The following is a 21,272-nucleotide window of genomic DNA, read 5'->3' on the forward strand; positions in this document are numbered from 1 at the left end:
TTTTTCGGCTTCAAGCGAAAAAAACCTACAAGCGCAACTGGCTGCTCGGCCTAATTGTATACGCAACATTGTTCTCTCCCCTGATTCCAGGGCTTTTTCCCCAATCCGGGGAAGATCCGGCAGTTGTGGTGGAAACATCCCCGGAGCGGCCCCTGCTGGACGGTTCCTGGCGGGTATCCATCCTGGTGGATCACCCCAACCCTGATGAGGTCAATGTCAGCCCTCCGGATTTGCCATCCTCCATTACCTTTGCCCAGGTCCGCAAGGAAACCCGGCTGATCCGCACCACCCCTGAAGAGGGGACCCGCTGGACCCTGGTGGAATTCCTCTTTGTCCCCCAGCGGACAGGAACCATATCCCTGGGGGCCTTTGAGGTTTCCATTCCCGGGAAAAGGGTCTTTACCAGGGCTCTGCGGACCTATGTGGTAACCCAGGAAGGGGGGCGGGAGGAATACCACCCCCGACTTAGTTGGGAAAGCTATCCTCCTTCTATTAAAATAGGGGAAAGTGTGGAGCTGACCCTCCGGATCATTGACTGGGACCCGGATAAAACCCTGGCCCACCCGGCTTTCCAGGAAACCGCCCCGGCGGATGCCCTGCTGGAGGAGCTGCCCTTAAGCAAGGCCGACTTGGATCAGGGCCTGGTACTGCGGCTCCGGCTGACCCCCCTGGAGGGAACCAGGGTTTCCCTGGACCCTTTTTCCCTGCGTTTTAATACCCTCAGCCTGGAAGCCCCGGCCATCTCCATACGCCTGAACCCGCCGGGGGCTGCTGCTGCCCCGGGGCCTGCCCCTGTAGACCGGTCGGGAACTGAAGAACCGGCTCCCTTGGCATCGGGCCCGGCCCCGGCTAATCTGGCCTTCCCGGAAACACCCCTTAAGGTGTTCCCCCTGTTCAGGAAAGCCTATGGGGAAACCCTGGACAAAGCCCGTACTCAGTGGCTCCGGGGGGAATACTCAGGCGCCCTGGGAGAACTCCGCCGGGGGGAGCGGGATCTCCTGGCAGGCCCCGCATTGGTGGTACTCCGCAGGGCTGCGGAAACAGCTCTGGGGCTTACGGAAACGGAGGATGAAAAATGGCAGCCCCTGGGCTTTTCCCTTGGCCTGGTGGTGATCAGTTTTTTCCTTTTAATCCTGGTTATTTGGCGTTTTTTTTACCGGAACAGAAAAAGAAATAAAGTAACCTCCCTTTCTTTATGGGGTTTTAGAATTGTACTTCTGACTCTGCTGGCCATACTTGGCTGGGGCATCATGGACCTGGGAAAAATTGGGGGGATAAGCCGGAACGGCGCCCTGCAAAGCGCGGTGCTCCATGCCTGTGAAGCCTACCGGGTGCCGGATACCAATGGCGCGGTCAGCGCCCGCTGGCGGGAGGGGCAGCCTGTAAAGGTCCGTACTGTGGGAAAGCTTCAGCCTTCCCCTGCCGCCAACTTGTGGGCCTATGCGGAAAGTCCCGGCGGGGACGCCGGATGGGTACATCAGGATAATATAATTTTTTATTAATGGGGACTAAGCCATGGATTTTGGAGAGATCCTCGATGAATGGGACCGGCAAACCGGCAAGCCCGCGGGAAAGAAGGCCCTGAAGAAAGCCTTGCAAAGAAACCCCGAAAACCCCGATGTTTCCGGGGCTGATCAGCAGAGCGAACAACGTGCAACGAAGTTTCCCGCGCAACGTGCAACGCCGGCTTTAGCCGGAGAGTTCCCCGCGCCACTTGCAACGCCGGCTTTAGCCGGAGAGTTCCCCGCGCAAAGGGTTGATCCCCTTACGGCCTGGCTGCGGGTAAACGGCATAAGCGACAAGGATGCGGAAGATGCGGAAAATGCCCAGCCCCCGGGAGAACGCCGCCGCCGGCTGCTCGCCAAAAAACCGGACGCCACTATCGACCTTCACGGCCTTACCCGGGATGAAGCTTGGCTTGCCCTGGAAAGTTTTTTCCGCGTCAGCCAGCAGCAAGGCTTTGAGAAACTGCTCATAATCCATGGAAAGGGGAACCACACTGACGGGGAAGCGGTGTTGAAACGCTCGGTCAGGGATTTTATAGAACGCTGCCACTATGCCGGGGAAAGCGGCTACAGCCCGGCTGTCGATGGGGGGACCGGTTCTACCTGGGTGATATTAAAGGATGAGGGGTGATTTAGGTTTTACCGCTCGCGGTAGATAATACGGCCCCGGCTCAGATCGTAGGGGGAAAGGGCGCACTTCACCCGGTCGCCGGGGACAATCCTGATATAGTGTTTACGCATCTTGCCTGAAAGATGGGCCAGTATAAGGTGTCCGTTCTGGTTATCAAGCTCCACCCTGAACATGGTATTGGGAAGGGCTTCCCTGACTACCCCTTCGACCTCTATCGCTTCTTCTTTCGCCACGTGTACTCCTTGGCATTTCTAAAAATGTATACTTTCCATGTATGGTATAGTAGTTTGGCGGAAAAGTCAATTAAGCGTATTAAGATGGCAAATCCTGGGTATTTTGCGGGATCCTGCTTTTTGATAGGATGGCAAACCCTTTACACCGCATATTATAGGCAGTATAAATTTTCCTCCGTTCGGCCTACGACTTTCATATTCCGGGGATTTTATACTATAGTAATACCATGCGCGCCACCATATACCCCCGGCTTAGCGCCGGCGCCCCTCTGGGCCCTGTCCGTATTCCGGCTTCCAAATCCCACACCATCAGGCGGCTGCTCCTGGCCTGGCTGGGGGAAGGGGTTTCGGAAATTCGCTACCCCCTGGACTCCCTGGATGCAAGGTCCTGCATGAAGGTCTGCCGTGCCCTGGGCGCGGAAATCGAGGAGCGTTATGCCCTAGATCCCGCCTGCCCCAACCCCCTAGGCTCTGATGGGAAAAAGCTCGTCGCCTGGATCGTTCGGGGCATAGGCCTTTCCGGGAAAAACGGCAGCTTCAAGGCCCCGGCAACGGATCTGGATGTGGGCAATTCGGGCACCACCCTATTCCTCGCCCTGACGGCGGCGTCCCTGGGAAATGTCCCGGTACGCTTTACCGGGGACGAGCAGATAGCCCGGCGCAGCGCCGGCCCTTTGCTGGATGCCCTTTCCGGCCTGGGCGTAGGGGTAGAATCCGCCAATGGCTGTGTGCCCATTACCGTACAGGGCCCCTGGAAGGGGGGGCGGGTCAGCATTTCCTGCCCCACCAGCCAGTACCTTTCAGCCCTGCTCCTGGCTGCCCCCCTGGCCCCGGCGGGGCTTATCACGGACATTGATGTGCCCCTGATTAACGAAATACCTTACATTGAAATGACCCTCTCCTACCTCAAAGCCCAGGGCGCCGGCTGGGAAGCCCCGGCAGACTTTTCCCGTTTCCGGATACCCGGGGGCGCTTCCTACAAACCCATGAACGGCCCGACCCCGGGGGATTTTTCCTCCGCCGCCTTCCCTGGTGGCGTCGCCGCCATTACCGGCTTTCCCCTCACCATCCTGGGGCTTGATCCGGAAGAAACCCAGGGGGACAAAGCCTTCTTTGACATGATCGCCCGCATGGGCTGTGATATTGAATGGAAAAAACTGGAAGCCCCACCCGGCGCCGTCCAGGAATGGTCCCTGAAAGTATCCCGAACACGCCCCCTGAAGGGCGCCGAGTTCGACTTGAACGCCACCCCGGACATCCTGCCCATGCTGGCAGTGACCGCCGCCTACGCCGAAGGGGACACAGCCCTGGTAAACGTAGCCCACGCCCGGATAAAAGAGACGGACCGCATCGCCGTAATGGCGGAAGAACTGGGCAAACTGGGAGTATCCATCACCGAACGCCCCGACGGCATGGTCATCCACGGCAAAGGCGGCGGCCTCAAGGGGGGGAGGGTGGACAGCCGAGGCGACCACCGCATCGTGATGGCCCTGGCCGCCGGAGCCCTGGGCGCAGCAGGGCCGGTAGAAATCGAAGCCGCTGAAAGCGCCGCCGTGACCTATCCGGGCTTCCTGGAACTGCTGGGCGCGGTATGGTGACTGTCACCTTTTTTTTGGCCTGTGGTCCCCCCGGTATGGTATACTAAATTTTATGGAGAGCGAGGCAGAATGGTGGGTACAGTATTTGAAGAAATCACTCTGAAAAACGTGGGTGATGTAATTAATGTTGGGCGCGGCTATATCAAGGAAGCGGAAGTCCGGCAGGTGACGGTCCGGTGCATCGTTGATACTGGCGCGGCGACCCTGGTAATCAGCGAAGCGATGCAGAAAGAGCTGGGTCTGCGGACGAAGCATGTGCGCGAGTCTACCCTGGCAAATGGGGAAAAAGGTGGTCTGCAAGATAGCCGAAGCCGTAGAGGTGCTATGGAAGAACCGTTCCATGGCCTGTGAACCCTGGGTACTTCCCGAGGCGCCGGAAGTGCTCCTTGGCGCTATCCCTTTAGAAAACATGGACCTTATGGTGGACCCGAAACGGCTGCAACTGGTCGGCGTCCACGGTGACGAACCTGTGGGGATGATCTACTAAACGAAACGGAAACTGGTCGGCGTCCAGGGCGATCAAGCCCTGGCTCTTACCAATGATCTGCATTAACTGGAAAAAAGTCTAGAAATATACCCTTAATACTAGCTAAAAGTTTAGAAAAGTCCCTCAAAGTCTGGACAAAAGATAGGGGTTTTCTTTCAAAAACACGATACATTGCAATATATGTGGATTCCAGAACGGTGCCTGGCACCTGTTGCTTTTATAGTAACTAAAATAACTAACACTACCCCCCCCCCCCCCCCATTTCCGATAGATTTACTAGGATATATAAACCAGCCCATTTTCGGGCAGTTCTTTTCTCACCCCTGGCAAAAGCCCGTACCCTCATGCATGGAGGCACGGGCTTTCTTTTTTTCCAGAGGCTCAACACCGGCACCAAAAAGGAGATTCCGAATCCGTTGGGTTCGTTCAATTTGTATACTGCGGGTATTCACCTGCAAAAAAGCGAGGATTTTTGTATGAAAAAGACATTACTGGTAAGTATTCGTCTTGTGGCGTTGTTCGCGCTGCTCGGGGCATTAGCCCTGGCAGGGTGCGAGAACGGAGATGGCGGTACCAAAGTGCCATTCCTGGTATCTATTACCATAGAGGGAGCGCCGGAAACCTATGCTGCGGGCGCCGACCTGAATGTAGGCGGGCTGACTGTAACCCTGACCTATTCCAATGGACTAGCCAGCTCCGTAACCCTTCCTGAGGGAACCGTTGGTGTCCTTGATGAGGCAGGGGACCTCACCTATACCGCAGGGGGTATCACCATAATTATTTCCGGGTACAACCCCGACGAAACCGGGGACCAGACCATCACCGTGACGGTGGGCAGTAAGACAGAGGAATACACCATCACCCTAAGCAGCACAACCACCGACAAGGCCGCCTTCAATACCGCCATTGCTGCGGCGAACACCGCCAAGGTTGATGTGGTGGTTGATACCGATGCCGCCAATGTGGCCATCGGGACCGAGTGGGTAACCCAGGAGGTTTTGGCCGCCTTTAACACCGCCATTGCCACTGCCGAAGGGGTAGCCACCGACAGCGAAGCAAGCGCAGACCAGATTACCGACGCGGTAACGGCCCTGAATGCCGCAATTGCCACCTTTAAAACGGCAAAGAAGACCGGAACCGGGACCGATATCGTAAACGCCAACAAGGCTGCACTCAATACCGCTATTGCTGGGGCAAGCGCCGCCAAAACCGGTGTGGTGGTTGATAGCGCCGCCGCCAATGTGGCCACCGGGACCAAGTGGGTGACCCAAGGGGCACTGAGTACGTTTAACGCCGCAATAAGTGCCGCCGAAGGGGTATCCTTCAAAAACAGGGCAACCCAGGCGGAAGTAGACAGCGCCGTTACTACCCTGAACAGCGCCAAAGACACCTTTAATGCCGCGAAGAAGGACGGGACCAAGGCCAACGAAGTATCCGTAGATAAGCCCGCCCTCACCACGGCTATTACCACGGCGAATAGCGCCAAGTCCGGTGTGGTGGTTGATACCGCCGCGGCGAATGTGGCCACCGGGACCAAGTGGGTGACCCAAGGGGCCTGGGATGCCCTTGCCACGGCGATTACCAATGCCGAAACCGTGTCCGCCAACAACGGGGCGACCCAGGCTCAAGTGAGCAGCGCCGTTACTGCCCTGAACACCGCAGTCACCACCTTTAACAATGCGAAGAAGGACGGAACCAAGACCGGCGGGGTAACAATAAATAAAACCGCCCTCAATACCGCCATTACCACGGCGAATGCCGCCAAGGTTGGTGTGGTGGTTGCCACCGACGCCGCCACTGTCGCCCCCGGGACCAAGTGGGTGACCCAAGGGGCACTGGACACCTTTACCACCGCTATTGCTACTGCCGATGGGGTAGCCGCAAATAATTCGGCAACCCAGGCGGTAGTAGACAGCGCAGTCACGACCCTGAATGCCGCCAAAGACACCTTTAACGATGCGAAGAAGGACGGAGCCAAGGCCGATGTCTCCATCGTTACCCACACCGTTACCTTCAATACTGGTGCAGACGGACCCGTGGTTGCCGCTAAAACGGTAAGCACAGGCGGGACTGTAGAGCGCCCGGCGGACCCAACCAAAGACGGCGTCACCTTTGACGACTGGTACACCACAGCAGGATTAACCACCAAGTACACCTTTACTGCCGCCGTAACAGGCAACATCACCCTGTATGCCCGATGGACCGCAACCCTTACCTTTCGTGACGTTGACGAGACCGTGATTGACGCCAAGACGGTAAGCGCAGGAGAGACCATAGTACGCCCGACGGACCCAGCCAAACCAGGCTATGTTTTTGACAACTGGTACACCGCAAAGGACTCTGACACCCTGTACACCTTCGCCGCCGTGAACAGCAACACCACCGTGTACGCCAAATGGCTCTCCGAAGCGGAAGTCGCTGCGAAAAAGGTGGCGGACGCCAAAGCCATCCTGAGTGGGAAGATTACCGACGCCCAGGTGTTGTCCCTCACTATGACAAACGACATCTATCAAGCGGCGATTGCTGCCGCACTGTCGGTCCAGAACAACGCCGGAGCAACCCTGGAACTGGTGACTGGGGCGACAACTACCCTCAACAATGCAACAACTGTCTTCAATGCCGTGGTAGCCGCCAAAGCGCTGCTACAAGCCGCCATTACTGAGGCGACCACGACAAAGAACACCGCCGGTCTGGTTGACACCGCCTTTGTGGAAGGTACAGAGTATGCCGCCGGGGCCGTGTTTACCACCGGAAGCGCCTCCGACATCCCGAAAGGCTTAAAACGTCTGACCGTAACCGACCCACGCACAGCCTATCAAAGCGCTATTGAGACCGCCCAGGCCGTCCATACCAGCGCCGCCAAGACAGCAGCAGAGACCACCACGGCAGAAGAAACCCTTGCCTCGGCGACCACCACCTTCACCAGCGCCGTTTCCTCGGCTAAGTCAAGCGCAACCCCCGGCGCCTTGGGCCTAGCCGCCCGTGTAAGCGCCGCTACGACCAACACCACCATCTACCTGTACAGCGATGAAAGCGACTTTGCCGGGATCGGGAGTGGCGAGTTCAACATCGTCAACAAAACCATTACCCTGCAAGGCGTGGGCGAGGAACGGACGATTACACTTGTCAGTAACGGCAGGATGTTCCGTATTGACGGAACCAGCAGCCTTACGCTGGACACCTATGTTACCCTCCAGGGCAAAAGCGATAATACTGGAAGCCTTGTAAACGCTAATGTCAATGGGGCTGTATTTACCATGAAAGCCGGATCAAAAATAACCGGCAACACCACCAGCGCCAGTGGTGGTGGCGTGCTTGTTGCCAGCGGCGGTACATTTAACATGGAAGGCGGCGAAATCAGCTACAACGAGAGCACTACCGCCGCCAACGGCGGCGGCGTGTATGTTAACGGCAACACCGACAACCCCAACGTCACCACCTTTAATATGACCGGCGGCGAAATCAGCTACAACACAGCCGCCCGCGGCGGCGGCGTGTTTATTGACAACAAGGGCAAGTTTAATCTGTCCGGTAACAGCGTAATTAGCCACAACCACGCCACAAACGGCGTCAAAACAGGCGGCGGCGTGAATGTTGACGGCGGCGAGTTTAAGATGCTCAGCGGCACTATCAGCGACAACGAAGCCGGCACCAACGGCGGCGGCGTGTATGTCGGCGGCAGCAGCACCTTCTCCATGGAAGGCGGCGTCATCAAAACCAACAAAACCACCGGGGCCCCCAACAATGGCGGCGGCGTGTATGTTTACAACGCCGCTACTTCCAAGTTCTATATGAGCGGGGGAACCATTACCGCCGACAACAGTGCCACCAACGGCAAAGCCTTGTTTAAGAATACTGCCGGTATAGCAAAGTGGGGCACTCCCGAAAGTCTATTGGCCTTTATCAAGGGCGATGAATCCACAGTAGGTAATGTGGAGACCACGATACACGGTGGCAGCCCGGGATCGATAGAGTAACAGGCAGACACCAAGAGAACCCCAAACCCACCCCCTCCGGGGGCTGGGTTTGGAAACGGGAAAACAAAATGGTGACTGTCACCAGTCTAGCCCAGTGTCCTTCCCACGAGGGACACTACATGTAGCGCAGTAAACACTTTTTCTGTGCAAAACAAAGTAATAAAAAGCCCGGTAACCCCGGGCTTTTTTTCAATCATCGTACTAATACAAAAAAATATTTTTCACTAGTAAAGCAAAATCTATATAAAAGCCTTATCTTGCCGGAGGTTTTTATGCACAGAAAAACAAGGTATCGTTTACACAGCGGGTATAGGGAAATAGATGAAATTCGTTTAAACTTCGTTATGTGCAATTGGGCCTAAACACTGTATGAAAATTCATACATTTAAGAATTTTTGAAATTTCTTATCAAAATATAAAAATAATATTGGCAAAAGGTTATACCTCTGTTATACTATAAATATGAAAACAGCAATATCTCTTCCGGATGTGTTATATAAACGGGCCGAAGAAACGGCTTCATACATGGGTGTTCCTCGAAGCAAATTATTTGCGATGGCTTTGGAAGAATTTGTTGTCAGGCATAATGGAAAAATGATAACGGAAAAAATCAATGAAGTTTATGACAAAATTGATCAAAAAGAATTCGAACCATATTTAAATGCAACACTTGAAGCTCAAAGGGATTTAACCAAAAATGATACGTGGTGAAATATGGTGGATTGATTATGGTATTCCCTATGGCAACGAACCTGGATACAGACGGCCTGTTATAATAATACAAAATGATCTTTTTAACGCCAGTAAAATCAATACAACTGTTGTCATACCATTATCAACAAATTTATTATTGGCTGATGTTCCTGGGAATATAATTCTTAAAAAAGACGATTCAAAATTAAAGAAAAATTCTGTAATACTATTATCGCAAATAGGTGTTATTGATAAAGAACGTCTTATAGAAAAAATATCAAAAATCAATAAAGAAGTAATGAGAGAAATAGAAAATAGTATACTATTTGTACTTGGAATAAAGTTAATATAAAGAACGGCACAAATGGGAAGAAACTATTATTCAAACGGCATGTAGTCTTAAACCGGAATCATGGGATGAAATATGAAAGTAAGATATTGGATTGCCGAGGCTGTTCTTATTTTGAAAAATGTATCAGCTCAAAAAGCAAAAAGAAAAATTACCGGACATTATATATACCGGTCTCAGATTATGCTGAAAACCTGGCTGAAAAGATGCGTGCCAAAATAGATAATCCAAAGTACAAGAAAATATACAGCCGCCGGATGCAAATAATAGAGCCGGTATTTGCAAATATCACGTATTGCAAAGGCATTAGTCGATTCACCATGCGGTCAAAGGCAAAAAACGATATACAACGGTTATTATACTGTATCATGCATAACATAGGGAAATGTTTTATGGCGGCGAAGGTGAAACATGCGGTATAGGGGCGATATTAAGGAAGAAATAGTTGTTATAGGAAGGGAATTCAGAATTATTTCGACAAAACCAGTATATTCAATGAAATATTAGTAGTAATAGTATTATTAAGAATATATTGGAAGGAATATACCGGACTAAAAATGACTTTTTCAGCAACCTCAACCAGACTGTCGATTTAATCATAATATAGGTCGACAGTATCCCATAGATAAAATTCGCTTGAACTTCGCTAGACGAAATACCCCCTAAATTGGTCGAAAATTTAAACAAAAAAGGCTTGCAAAATACTTTAAAATATCGTATAATAACTAACATGAATATACAGACTATAACTGCCTTAGAAAAGGCTTTAAAAGACGAAAACATACTTAAAAAATACAATTTAGAAAAAATTGGCATTTTTGGCTCTTTTGCTCGTGGTGAAAAAGCCAATGATATAGATTTTTACATTGATTTAGAAAATTACAATATCAATAATTTAATCAATTTAAAAAAAGATCTGGAAAAAATTACTGAAAAAGAAGTTGACATTATGATAAAAAAATACGCAAATCCAATCGTTTTGTACCGGGCGCAGAAGGACATGAAATATGTTACCCAATGAAAAAAATGATTTATTGTATCTTTTAAATATTCTGGAATACATTGGAAAAATATGGAAATATACAGAAACGGTAAAAGATGCCGAGGAATTATTTGAACTCAATGAACAGTTAAATTTAAATGCTTCATTGACATTATTGGCAAATATCGGTGAAAATGTTTCAAAAATAAGCAATACATTAAAACAAGAATTTCCCAATATAGAATAGCAGCAAATTAAAGACTTTCGGAATAGAATTATACATGACTACGTTGGAATTGACTTAGTAATAGTATTTGAAATTATAACAAAAGACTTGAAATTATTAAAACCACAATTTGAAAATATAATAAATAAAAATATTGAGAATAAAATATTTGATATTGAAGAATTAAAAATAAGTAAAGAAAGCAAATATTATAAAAATATAGATTTTGAAAAATTAGTTTGAAAAAGTACAGGGGTACTTCGTATAACCAGACTGTCGATATTGCCGGGAAATGTTCGCTTTCACTGCTGCTTCCAAAGGCCTCCGCCGAAACAATGACTTGATGGGCTGAATCAACTATGGCAATGCCGTTATAACCCTGAATATACCCATGCGGTCCTTTGATTCCGTCCGAGGGGTACATACCCCGCTGCTTGCGGCGGGTTTTTTCATTAATTCTTGACAGGTGAAATATTCATACTATACTGTTACTATCGGTATCTATTCTGAATAGAGTAATAAAAGTCGGCGGACTTTAAGCGCCATGGGAGTTATAAAAATGAAACAATGGGTTTGTTCAAAATGCGGGTATGTTTACACAGGGGAAAGCGCTCCGGCTCAATGTCCGGTATGCCATGTTCCTTCTTCGGCGTTCAAAGAAAAAGCGCTGGGCGGGGAAAAAAGAGTGTTGACTTCAATTACCAAACTCAACATCCAGTATGCGCATCGGTTTTTGGGATACATTGGTGAGGCCCAGTATCTTCATGGGCATACCGGAACATTGACCCTGGAAGTGGAAGGGGAGGTAAACACTTCAAACGGTTTTGTTGTGGCGTGCAATAGTATCAAAAATCATGCCTGGGAATATTTAGTAAATTTTGACCATGCGATTATTTTACAAAAAGAAGACCCGATTCTTCCTGAACTTCTCAAGGTCTATGAGGCCCAGGGAATCAAGGGCGGATCCCCATGGAATACCAGCACCGGCAGGGCCTTTGATACGGATCTTGCAAAAGCCTATCCGGAATGCCGCCTGGTGGTTGTGAAGAAGGTTGCAACCGTAGAGAACTTGATCGAAGTTTTCTACACTTTATTGAAAGATACCCTCAATATCAAAAAACTGACATTTACGTCCGGGGACAATGCCGCTTCATTTAGCGTGTAAAGCGCCGGGCGCCGATCATCCGGGGCGCCGGGTACCTGTCCTTTACATTGTCATAAAATTCTTGTATTCTATGATAATGTAAAGGACCATACATGCGAATCGTTATCGTCGGTGGGGGCATGGTAGGAACCCTGCTTGCCCGGCACCTTATCCATGAAAAACACGATGTTTCCCTCATTGAGGCGAATGAGGAGCGGGCCCGGCACGCTTCCAACCGGCTGGACTGCCTGGTCATCCATGACGGGGGAAACAGTATTTCTGCGCTGGAAGAAGCGGGAATTGCCAAGGCAGACGCCCTGGTCTGCGTTACCGATTCTGACGAGGTGAACATGATCACCTGCGGCCTGGCGGCGTCCCGGTACCCGGAACTGCTCAAGATAGCCCGGGTGCGGAATGACGACTACATCAAGCTCAACGCCGGGGAAAACCGGTTCCTGGAGAACCGGGCCATCCTGGGGATAGATTACTTTGTGCATCCCGACGTGGAGGCCGCCCGTTCGGCGATCAGCTCCATCGAACATGGCGCCATGGGGGATATCCTGGTTTTTGCGGATACCCCTTACGAGCTTGGGGCGGTGGATATCAACGAAGGGAGCAAATTTGACGGCCTGGTCATGAAGGACTTCCGCACCCTGGTGAAGGAAGACAGCCTGGTGACCCTGGTGGAACGCCGGGAGGAAACCTTGTTACCCCGGGGCTCCACGGTGTTGGCGCCCGGGGACCGTCTGCACATCCTTGCCAAGGAGCAGGACCTGGACCGCATCTTTAAGCTGGCGGGCCGTTCCGAGCGGGTGCTGCGGAAGATCGGCATAGTCGGGGGCAGCCGGGTGGGCGCCCTTATTGCAGAAGGACTGCTGGGCATGGATAAGCCGGGAGAGAACCGACACGCCAAATCTATCTTCTCCCGCCTCAAGCCCTTTATCTCGCGGTCCGGCCGACGGGTGACCATCATTGAAAAGGATTACAATCTCTGCAAAGACCTGTCTGCCCGCTATCCGGAAGCGCTGGTCCTGAATGAAGATATCTCCGATGAAAGCTTTGTCAGCGAAGAGCGTATCGACGACCTGGACCTGATAGTTACCGCCACAGAGGACCAGGAGCTCAACATGATTGCTGCGATATACCTGAAATCCCGGGGGGTCCACCGGGCTATTGCCATGGTCACCGGGTCCGGCTACGCTGCCATTGCCCGGCAGCTTGGGGTGGATGTGGTGATCCCCATGAAGTCCGTGGTGGTGGACTCCATCCTGTCCCACCTTATGGGGGAAGGGATCACCAGGGTCCACCGGCTTGGGGACGGCAGTATTAATGTGGTTGAACTGGAACTGGGCCCGGACACCCCTGCTGCGGACAAGGGTATCGCCGAGCTGGATCTTCCCGGGGGCGGCCTGGTGATGCTGGTCAACCGGGGTGACCGTTCTTTTATCCCCCGGGGGGATTATATTTTCAAAAGCGGCGACCGTATCATCCTGATCGCCAAAAACGGGAGTGAAGCGGAAATAGAACGGTTCTTCGGCTCCTTTCAGGATCGGTCGTGAGAACACTAACACTGCTGCGAATCCTGGTGATACTCCTGGGAGTGGGTGCTTTGATCATGTTGATCCCCCTGGCCCTGGCGCTAATCCTGGGGGAACAGCGGATGATTTGGGCCCTGGGCCTGCCGGCGGGTATAATTATTGCAGCGGCGCTGCCGGCCTTTTTTTCCTACCGAAAAAATCCCCTCCGGTTCAGGGCGCGGGACGGGTTCCTTCTGGTGTTCCTGACCTGGGTAGGGATGAGCCTTCTGGGAGCCATGCCCTTTTACCTTTCCGCCCGGGAATTCAGCTTTACCAACGCTTTTTTTGAAAGCGCCTGCGGTTTTGCCACCACCGGGGCTACTACTATTACTGACGTAGAGGCTCTGCCAAAATCACTGCTGCTCTGGCGATCAATCAGCCACTGGGTAGGAGGCATGGGGATAGTATTACTCACCGTGGCCCTAATGCCCCTCCTGGGGGTCGGCGGGTTCCAGCTTATCAAGGCAGAAGTTTCGGGGCCGGAAAAAGAGCGGATCACCCCCAAGATAACCGCCACTGCAAAGGTTATGTGGTTTACCTACTGCATTCTCACCGCAGTATTGGTGATCCTGTTCCGTATAGGGGGTATGGAATGGCTGGATGCCTTCTGCCACAGTTTTACTACCATGGCTTCCGGGGGTATCAGCACGAAAAATTCAGGCCTGTCCTGGTACAATTCCGCCTTTATTGACCATGTCACTATGGTATTTATGCTTTTGGCAGGGCTCAACTTTAACCTGTACTTCAGGCTGGCCCGGGGCAAATTTAAGGACATCATCACCAATACTGAAGCTCGGGTCTACCTGGGTATCTTTCTTATCTCTGCCGCAGCTATCACCTTCACCCTGATTCCGGTCTACGGTTCGCTTTCCGCCTCCTGGCGTTTCGGCGCTTTCCATGCTGCCTCGATCCTCTCCACCACCGGCGCGGTGATAGCCGACTATTCAGTCTGGCCCGCCTTTGCCCAGGCCATTCTCTTTGCCCTCATGTTCGTGGGGGGCTGTTCCTCCTCCACCGCCGGGGGCATCAAGGTGATACGCCATGTGGTTCTCTGGAAACAAACCGGCAATGAACTGCGGCGTATCCTCTTCCCCCAGGGGGTATTCAGCATCCAACTAAATAAAAAAGTGGGTCGCAAAGACGTGGTCTACGGCGTATCGGCCTTTGTTTTCCTCTATGCCGCAGTGGTAACAATCGTCGCCCTGATCACCGCCGCCTCGGGGGTAGATATCTTCTCCTCCTTCAGCACCGCCCTTTCGGTAATCAGCAACATCGGCGTAGGATTCGGCGCCATCGGCCCGGGTCATAACTTCGGCGCCTTTCCGGACCAGCTCAAGTGGCTCTACTCCTTCGCCATGATCGCCGGCCGGCTGGAACTTTGGACCGTACTGATACTGTTCACTCCGGAATACTGGCGGAGATGAGGGAGAGGGCCCTTCCTGATTAGTTTTTAAGGCTACCCTATATAAAAATGAAGAGAAGACTGGTGATAATCCCCATAATTCCTATAGCAATGCCCGACATGGCGCCCTGAACTTCCCCCATTTCCAGGGCTGCTGCGGTTCCGATGGCGTGACCGGAAGCCCCCATGGCGACTCCTGCGGCCACCGGATCCTTCAATTTCAGGGACCTGGCAAAAAAGGGATTAAAGGCGGCGGCAAATATACCGGTGATGATCACCGCCGATACTGTAAGCCCTCCAAGGCCCTGGTGTTTCACCGAAAGCTCCATGGCTATGGCGGTGGTAACCGATTTGGGCAGCAAGGAGATGGTGACCGTTTTGTCAATGGAAAAGAGCCGACAGAGCAGGGCAATGACCCCCAGGGAGCTTAAGGATCCTGCCAGGCAGCCCAGGAGTATGGGGATCAGGTTCTCCTTCAGCAGCTTCCGCTGCCGATAGATGCGTAAAGATAGTATCGTGGTAGCCGGGACTATGAACATGGTGATTATGCTCCCGCCCTTCATGTACTGTTCCAGGGTCAGGGGGGTCACGCAGATAATGAGCACCACCAGGACGTTGGCCACCAGCATGGGGTTAGTCAGGGGTGAGTTGATAAGCTTCCGGACGCTGAACCCGATAAAATAGCAAAGAATAGTTAAGATAATCCCAAAAATCGGAAGAGAAACCAGATTTTCCATGATTAAACCCTCTTACCCAATAGCATACGGGAAACCCGTACGGTAAAATAGGTGATGAAGAAGGTCGTCACAGTACTAATGATGGCAATCAGAAGCAGCTGTAACAGTATCGGTTTTATGACCCCGTAGTTTTCCAGTACGGTTACTGCTGCAGGTAGAAAGAAAAAAGCCATATTAGTGCTGATAAAATCAGCGGTCTCCCCTAGTTGTTCCGGCTTGAGCAGCCTGAACCCCAGGGCGCTCAACATCAATGCCAGGCCCAGAACACTGGCGGGCAGTCCCATGGGGAGGTAAAAGGAGATAATTTCCCCCAAAAACCCAAAGCCAAGGATAATTCCCAATTGTCGTAATATACGCATAACCTTACCTTCAGTGCGGCGGCTGCCGCACGGTATAATCGAAACGAAACGAAGTTTCGCATAACCTTACTATATAATAAAACCCCCTGGATGTTAAAGCCTTCTCAGGTTTTTTCCTAAAAACTTGTTGACAATACGGAGCTGTACTATAATTTAAGACAAAGAAGTTTCTTTTAGAACAAAATATTATTTCGTGATAATGAGGATGTTTTTATGCTTAGGAGAGGAAAAAATAATACCCTAGTATTATTTTTCGGTTTAATCGGTTCACTCGGCCTCTTTATCCGGTGTGAAGAACCAATTAATAGCTTTCAGCGGGGAGGGTTTACCCTGAGCTATAGTGGGAACGGCAATACTGACGGTTCGGTTCCCCCATCTCTGAGTTACCTGGCCAGAGGGCAGCGGGTGTATGTGGAGTCCCCCAAGGAGGGGTTCGGGAAGTCAGGATATGTGTTTGATGGATGGGCCTATTCATCAACAGGGGATGCGGTATTTACAAAGGATGCCCTGGAAAAGTCCCCGGCTCCTATGGTGACCGTAAGCGGCGATATGACTCTGTACGCCGCCTGGAAGCCGAATGACGATCCGGGAAAATTGGCGGGGATATGGAAGGTGGTGCAAAAAAACGGCGTTTCCGTCAGCTCAGCCATGTTTTTCATATTTAATGGGGAAAAGTACTCGGTTGACAGTAAAGGTACTATGCCCGTGGCCGATAAAAACGCTGCCCCCTCGGAATATTATGTTACCACAGGGAAGGATATCTATGCCGGAAAGGAGCTTGTTCCTAATCAGAGGATCATGGTTTTTGAGATTGGCAAGGATGCGGCTACCAACAGGGACTCCATGTTATTTACAGAGTACGGTTCCTTGGTAAAGTACCGGTGTCTGCGGGTATTGCCCGGCGAAACCGGCGGGTCCGTAAGCAATCCGCCTGAGGGCGGGTTCACCATCAGCCCCTTGACCATTGATGGTGAACCGGGCTTCATGATAAGCGGATTTGGAGCAGGTACTGTTTCTACTATTACAATTCCTGATGAAATTATCGGACTTCCGGTATTTGCCATAGGATCAGGGGCGTTCCGTCAGAAAAAAAACATAGCAACCCTGCGCTTCAATACCAGCAGGCTTATAAGCATCGGGGACGAAGCCTTTGCCGAATGCGGCCTTACCAAGGAACTGATCCTGCCGGCCAGCCTGAAAACCATAGGGGAGCGTGCCTTTGCGGGCAATGCTATTCCGAAGATTGAATTTGCCGGGGGCGCCGGGGGCAACAATATCCAGGACAGGGTTATCATGAAGGGGGATACCGGCCTTCCTTCACCGGGGGTCCGGGGTATTACCCTGGTCCTTAACAAACAGGAGTATACCTTTTTTCCCGGTATAGGGAAGGAAGCCTTTGCGGGAAACAATATTGCGGGAACCACCCTGAACTTTGGCACCCACGCTGCGGGCCTTCCTTCCACCGTCATTGGAGAAGGGGCATTCTCGATCAGTGCCGTCAGCGGTACTGCTCTCGGGTTGACAAAGCTCAGTATCCCTGACTGGGTGGCGGATCACGAGATAGTAGACAGCAGCGATTCTGCCCAGGTATATAGTTTTCCGGGTATAGGGGCCAACGCCTTTGCGGGCAATTCATTGACGGCCCTGGATATAAAAACTGCCCCGGTCTCTCCTGCCGGGCTAAGGGGGGTAAAAACCCTGGGCGACGGGGCTTTCAGGAACAATAGGCTGTCATCGGTGACCATTCCGCCCAGTGTTGTGAAAATCGGGGATTCCTCGGCTGCCTTTTCCGGGGTTGGCGCCGCTATTCCCCCCTCGATAGGGGTATTTCAGAACAATCTATTGGAGAGTATCACTATCCCTGACACGGTGGAAGAGATCGGCAACATGGCCTTTGCTAAAAACAATATCAACTCGGTAAGCTGGGGCAGCAATAGCAGACTTACGAAAATCGGAGGCGGTGCTTTTTACTCAAACAAATTAACCGAGCTGACAGTTCCCGTGAAGGTAAAGAAAATCGGCAGCGGGGCGTTTTATTTGAATGATTTAATCGCTCTTAACTTCAATTCGAGCCTTGAAGATATAGGCGACGATGCCTTCCGACGCAACCAAATTGTCACCCTTACTATTCCTGCCACAATTAAAAACATAGGAAGCGGAGCCTTTGCCTCTAACACTAGTTTGAAAACCGTTACTTTTGAACTGGATAGTAACGGTAAGAGCGGTATTACCGAAATAAAATATTCCACCTTTGAGGCGGATTACACCCTGGGCAGCGACTCCAATAAGCTTATCATCCCCGAAGGGGTAACAAGCCTGGGAGACTATGCCTTCTACGGCTGCGCCGCTCTGACCGAAGTTGATCTTCCCGGGACGCTGAAAGATAGCGGTATAGGCCGTTGGCTTTTCTCCGGAGCTCCCCTGAGGGTGATCACTTTACGAAGTGTTAATACTATGTTACCTTCAGAAGAATCCGGAAATGTGTTTGGAAAATATACTAAAGAGTTTCGCCTGGAATATATTTGGCAATCCCTGGAAGCCGGTGTATACACCTACACAGCAGACAAATGGAAGCGTGTAGATATTTTGTAAGGAGTTTGTTATGGACAATTCACCTGTGGATATCCAAAATTCAAAACGGGGCCCCAAGCTGGTTAAGGCTCTGCAAAACCGGCGCTTTGAAGCATGGTATGTGGCGACCCCTGATGAAGCGGTAGAGAAGGTGTTCTCCCTTATAGAAGCGGGCAGTACCATTGCCTGGGGCGGCTCCATGACCGTGACAAGCCTGGGCCTGACCAGGCTTGCGAAAGAAAAGGGCTACCCTGTCATAGACCGGGACGCCGTGCCTCCGGAGCAGCGGAATGATACCATGCGCCAGGCCCTGCTTTCGGACACCTTCCTTTGCAGTGCCAATGCCATCAGCGAAGACGGCCAACTGGTGAACATCGATGGCCTGGGCAACCGGGTAGGGGCCCTGATCTTCGGCCCCAAACAGGTGATAGTAGTGGCGGGTATGAACAAAGTAACTAAAACCCTGGAAGACGCCTACACCCGCGCCAGAACTGTTGCCGCCCCCCGGAACACCCAGCGTTTTTCCGCAAAAAAAACTCCCTGTAACGAAACAGGGAGCTGTGCCAACTGCACTAGTCCGGATTCAATCTGTACCCACATTGTAGCCACCAGGCTCTGCAATCCCCCGGGCCGGATCAAGGTAATCCTCATTGGCCAAGACCTGGGGTTATAACATAGACCAAAGCCCCCAGTAATTGTAAACCAAGGCGCCGGGAGGGGCAGGGAGGGGCTCGGGGGCGTCTATGGAATTCCCCGCCGTAGCAGACCGCGTAGCGGGCTGACGGAGGCGGACTCAACATGTTAGCCCTCGAGCCCCTCCCTGCCCCTCCCGGCAGGTTTGGGATTACTTCCCTCCGATTTGGATGAGCCGCTTTTTGGTCTCTGCCCGTTTCTTAATGTCCAGGCTGAGGACCCCGTTTTTGAAATTGGCGCTGATGGCTTCCAGGTCGGCGTTTTCCGGCAGCTTGAAGGAGCGGCTGAAGGAAGCGCTCCGGCGTTCCCGGATTATAAAATGTTCGTCTTCTTTGGCGGGGGAAACATCCCGCTCTTTTTTCTCTTCTGTTTTGCTTGCAATGGTCAGCACGCCGCCGTCCACCTGGACTTCGATATTTTTCTCATCATAGCCTGGAAGTTCCGCTTCCAGCAGGTAGGCATCGGCATTTTCCCGGATATCCACCGCCAGTTCCCTGGTATAGGCCGGGGTCAGGGGGGATTCCCCAAAGAAGGATTCCATATAGCGATCAAAGTCGTTCAGGGCCTTTTCAATGGTAACAGGGCGATACATGGTAACAGCTTTCATTTTTTTACTCCTCTCGTACGGTTAAATCGAAGCGAAACAACGTTTCGCAAAACTCCTAATTATAAAAGCTTGTTTTGCTTTTACATTTATATATAAGCAAGGCCCGTGCCAAATCGTTCAATAAAAAACAAATATTTTAGCAATTTTTATATTTTCATACAGCACAAGGAATTAAGAGTGAAAGCTAAATATGCAAAAACTCAATTTTTGCCAAGAGGGATATTCTGGGAACCATCGTATTTTATGAATGTGTCATTATTACCCATATGGGTTATATTGGCATTTTAGCTAGGTCAAAAAGAAACAGTCGAAAGAAAAGAAAAACCGGGATCTGGGGAATCTTGACTTTTCATGCCTATAGCATTACAATATAGGTATATTATATGACAGGAGCTAGTTATGAGCCAGGCAGTGCTTAGTATTCGTATGGACGAAGATATTAAACGGCGTTTTGATTTTTTTTGCGCCGATGCAGGGATGAACGCCACTGTGGCGGTCAATATGTTTGCCCGGGCAGTGTTGCGGGAAAAGCGCATCCCCTTCGAGATTACCGGCAATGACGACCCCTTCTACGGCGCCAAAAATCAGGGGATCCTTGCAAAATCCATCGAAGACCTAGAAGCGGGGCGGGGGCTGATCGAAAAAACCTGGGAAGAGTTGGAGGCCATGGAGGGTGAGTAAAAGAGTAATTTTTCAGGCCGCCGCATGGGAAGAATACCAAGACTGGCAAAACCAGGACCGAAAGACTATAAAACGAATTAACCAGCTCCTCAAGGATATCGAAAGAAACGAAAATGAGGGCATCGGCAAGCCGGAACCGCTAAAATACAAACCCGGTTTTTGGAGCCGCAGGATTGATGATGCCAATCGCCTAGTATACCGTATCGTAGATGGCTCAATCGAAATAGCCCAATGCCGCTTTTACTATGACGACTAAGCTTGTTTCCCTCACTCAATGTCGAATTCCGCCCACCTGACCCGGCCCGCCTGAACCGCGTCCCGGAGCCGCCTTTCCTGCTCGTTCAGGTTTTTCCCGGTCCCGCTTTTCACTTCCAGAAAGATAACTTCGGTAATGTTCTTTTCATTCATCCCCCGGAACACAATGAAGTCCACAGGCTTCCCCACAAAGCGGCAATCCCCGGGGTCGAAGGGGAAATCCGGCAGCATGGGCGCTATCTGTTCCGAGACCAGCCCCCCCAGCACCGCCCGGGACGCCTTGAGCCGAGCCTTGACTATCCCCGCAAGTTTGCCCGACTCCCAGTCCGCCCGTTCCTGCCGCCGCCCCTGGCTGAGCCCCATGCGCCGGCCAATGAGGAGGAAGAGCAGGCAAAAAAGGGCAAACACGCAGAGGAGGAGGATGGTTTGGGGGCTCAGGGTTTTCATGGTTGCTTAAGTATACTGAACAAAGGGCGGTATGCCTACAAATTCTGGAAGGGAGGGGGCTTGGGGGGGGCTTTGGTAGACAGAACAAACTCTTGACATTTGTATTATTTACATTTTT

General features: G+C 51.6%; 22 protein-coding genes and 1 pseudogene. 18 read left to right on the forward strand and 5 right to left on the reverse strand.

All coding sequences use genetic code 11. From position 1 onward, the window contains the following. The first annotated feature begins 125 nt into the window (after positions 1–125). Positions 126–1,502, forward strand: a complete 1,377-nt coding sequence (locus tag TREPR_RS04050; RefSeq protein WP_245534784.1) for a hypothetical protein — start codon at positions 126–128, stop codon at positions 1,500–1,502. Between the two features lie 13 nt (positions 1,503–1,515). After that, positions 1,516–2,136, forward strand: coding sequence for a Smr/MutS family protein (locus TREPR_RS04055; protein ID WP_015707017.1), 621 nt, complete (start codon positions 1,516–1,518; stop codon positions 2,134–2,136). An 8-nt stretch (positions 2,137–2,144) separates the two neighbouring features. Here the strand turns inward: TREPR_RS04055 and infA are convergent, their stop codons facing one another. Continuing rightward, positions 2,145–2,369, reverse strand: coding sequence for a translation initiation factor IF-1 (infA, locus tag TREPR_RS04060; RefSeq protein WP_015707018.1), 225 nt, complete (start codon positions 2,367–2,369; stop codon positions 2,145–2,147). A 227-nt stretch (positions 2,370–2,596) separates the two neighbouring features. Between infA and aroA the strand changes: the two genes are divergently transcribed. From aroA to TREPR_RS04115, 12 genes and pseudogenes are all read left to right on the forward strand, one after another. Beyond that, positions 2,597–3,967 (forward strand): 3-phosphoshikimate 1-carboxyvinyltransferase, encoded by a 1,371-nt coding sequence (aroA, locus tag TREPR_RS04065; protein WP_015707019.1) that lies wholly within the window; start codon positions 2,597–2,599, stop codon positions 3,965–3,967. 69 nt (positions 3,968–4,036) lie between these two features. Then, positions 4,037–4,454: pseudogene (locus tag TREPR_RS04070) on the forward strand (aspartyl protease family protein). A gap of 476 nt (positions 4,455–4,930) precedes the next feature. Further along, entirely contained in the window at positions 4,931–8,431 is a 3,501-nt protein-coding gene (locus TREPR_RS04075) for a beta strand repeat-containing protein (RefSeq protein ID WP_169313403.1), read from the forward strand. Positions 8,432–8,893: 462 nt separating this feature from the next. Beyond that, entirely contained in the window at positions 8,894–9,142 is a 249-nt protein-coding gene (locus TREPR_RS04080; RefSeq protein WP_041611006.1) for a hypothetical protein, read from the forward strand. After that, positions 9,129–9,476: a type II toxin-antitoxin system PemK/MazF family toxin gene (locus TREPR_RS04085; RefSeq protein ID WP_015707021.1), complete on the forward strand. Its 348-nt coding sequence runs from the start codon at positions 9,129–9,131 to the stop codon at positions 9,474–9,476. Before TREPR_RS04080 ends, TREPR_RS04085 begins: the two co-directional genes overlap by 14 nt. 65 nt (positions 9,477–9,541) lie before the next feature. Beyond that, positions 9,542–9,895 carry a transposase gene (locus TREPR_RS19235; protein ID WP_015707022.1) on the forward strand — a complete coding sequence of 118 codons (354 nt, stop codon included), beginning with the start codon at positions 9,542–9,544 and terminating at the stop codon, positions 9,893–9,895. Positions 9,896–10,203: 308 nt separating this feature from the next. Further along, positions 10,204–10,494 carry a nucleotidyltransferase family protein gene (locus TREPR_RS04095; protein WP_041611431.1) on the forward strand — a complete coding sequence of 97 codons (291 nt, stop codon included), beginning with the start codon at positions 10,204–10,206 and terminating at the stop codon, positions 10,492–10,494. After that, a complete protein-coding gene (locus tag TREPR_RS18795) occupies positions 10,481–10,702 on the forward strand; it encodes a hypothetical protein (protein WP_015707024.1) in 222 nt (73 codons plus the stop codon). The genes TREPR_RS04095 and TREPR_RS18795 overlap by 14 nt, the downstream gene beginning before the upstream one ends. Before the next feature lie 6 nt (positions 10,703–10,708). Then, positions 10,709–10,924, forward strand: coding sequence for a HepT-like ribonuclease domain-containing protein (locus TREPR_RS19240; RefSeq protein WP_201765777.1), 216 nt, complete (start codon positions 10,709–10,711; stop codon positions 10,922–10,924). Positions 10,925–11,240: 316 nt separating this feature from the next. Next, positions 11,241–11,846: a 6-pyruvoyl trahydropterin synthase family protein gene (locus tag TREPR_RS04105; RefSeq protein ID WP_201765763.1), complete on the forward strand. Its 606-nt coding sequence runs from the start codon at positions 11,241–11,243 to the stop codon at positions 11,844–11,846. Positions 11,847–11,938: 92 nt separating this feature from the next. Further along, entirely contained in the window at positions 11,939–13,384 is a 1,446-nt protein-coding gene (locus tag TREPR_RS04110) for a Trk system potassium transport protein TrkA (RefSeq protein WP_015707027.1), read from the forward strand. Further along, the gene (locus TREPR_RS04115) at positions 13,381–14,826 is read left to right on the forward strand and encodes a TrkH family potassium uptake protein (protein WP_015707028.1); all 1,446 of its coding nucleotides are present in this window, start codon (positions 13,381–13,383) and stop codon (positions 14,824–14,826) included. The genes TREPR_RS04110 and TREPR_RS04115 overlap by 4 nt, the downstream gene beginning before the upstream one ends. A 37-nt stretch (positions 14,827–14,863) precedes the next feature. Here the strand turns inward: TREPR_RS04115 and TREPR_RS04120 are convergent, their stop codons facing one another. Continuing rightward, a complete protein-coding gene (locus tag TREPR_RS04120; RefSeq protein WP_015707029.1) occupies positions 14,864–15,541 on the reverse strand; it encodes an LrgB family protein in 678 nt (225 codons plus the stop codon). A gap of 2 nt (positions 15,542–15,543) precedes the next feature. Next, a complete protein-coding gene (locus TREPR_RS04125) occupies positions 15,544–15,900 on the reverse strand; it encodes a CidA/LrgA family protein (RefSeq protein ID WP_015707030.1) in 357 nt (118 codons plus the stop codon). Between the two features lie 213 nt (positions 15,901–16,113). Here TREPR_RS04125 and TREPR_RS04130 point away from each other — a divergent pair, with 213 nt between their 5' ends. Then, positions 16,114–18,492: a leucine-rich repeat protein gene (locus TREPR_RS04130; RefSeq protein ID WP_015707031.1), complete on the forward strand. Its 2,379-nt coding sequence runs from the start codon at positions 16,114–16,116 to the stop codon at positions 18,490–18,492. A gap of 10 nt (positions 18,493–18,502) precedes the next feature. Further along, positions 18,503–19,144 (forward strand): lactate utilization protein, encoded by a 642-nt coding sequence (locus TREPR_RS04135; protein ID WP_015707032.1) that lies wholly within the window; start codon positions 18,503–18,505, stop codon positions 19,142–19,144. Between the two features lie 171 nt (positions 19,145–19,315). On the opposite strand, the gene TREPR_RS04140 is transcribed toward TREPR_RS04135, so the two are convergent. Beyond that, positions 19,316–19,771, reverse strand: coding sequence for an Hsp20/alpha crystallin family protein (locus TREPR_RS04140; protein WP_015707033.1), 456 nt, complete (start codon positions 19,769–19,771; stop codon positions 19,316–19,318). Positions 19,772–20,170: 399 nt separating this feature from the next. On the opposite strand from TREPR_RS04140, the gene TREPR_RS04145 reads away from it, so the two are divergent. Together TREPR_RS04145 and TREPR_RS04150 are read left to right on the forward strand one after the other, a co-directional pair. Then, positions 20,171–20,452 (forward strand): type II toxin-antitoxin system RelB/DinJ family antitoxin, encoded by a 282-nt coding sequence (locus tag TREPR_RS04145; RefSeq protein ID WP_015707034.1) that lies wholly within the window; start codon positions 20,171–20,173, stop codon positions 20,450–20,452. Beyond that, complete coding sequence (locus tag TREPR_RS04150; RefSeq protein WP_015707035.1) at positions 20,445–20,708, forward strand: Txe/YoeB family addiction module toxin; 264 nt, start codon at positions 20,445–20,447, stop codon at positions 20,706–20,708. Before TREPR_RS04145 ends, TREPR_RS04150 begins: the two co-directional genes overlap by 8 nt. Positions 20,709–20,719: 11 nt before the next feature. Here the strand turns inward: TREPR_RS04150 and TREPR_RS04155 are convergent, their stop codons facing one another. After that, positions 20,720–21,154 (reverse strand): Holliday junction resolvase-like protein, encoded by a 435-nt coding sequence (locus TREPR_RS04155; RefSeq protein ID WP_015707036.1) that lies wholly within the window; start codon positions 21,152–21,154, stop codon positions 20,720–20,722. Positions 21,155–21,272: the final 118 nt, after the last annotated feature.

It is taken from the genome of Treponema primitia ZAS-2 (genome assembly GCF_000214375.1).
Classification (GTDB): Bacteria; Spirochaetota; Spirochaetia; order Treponematales; family Breznakiellaceae; genus Termitinema; species Termitinema primitia.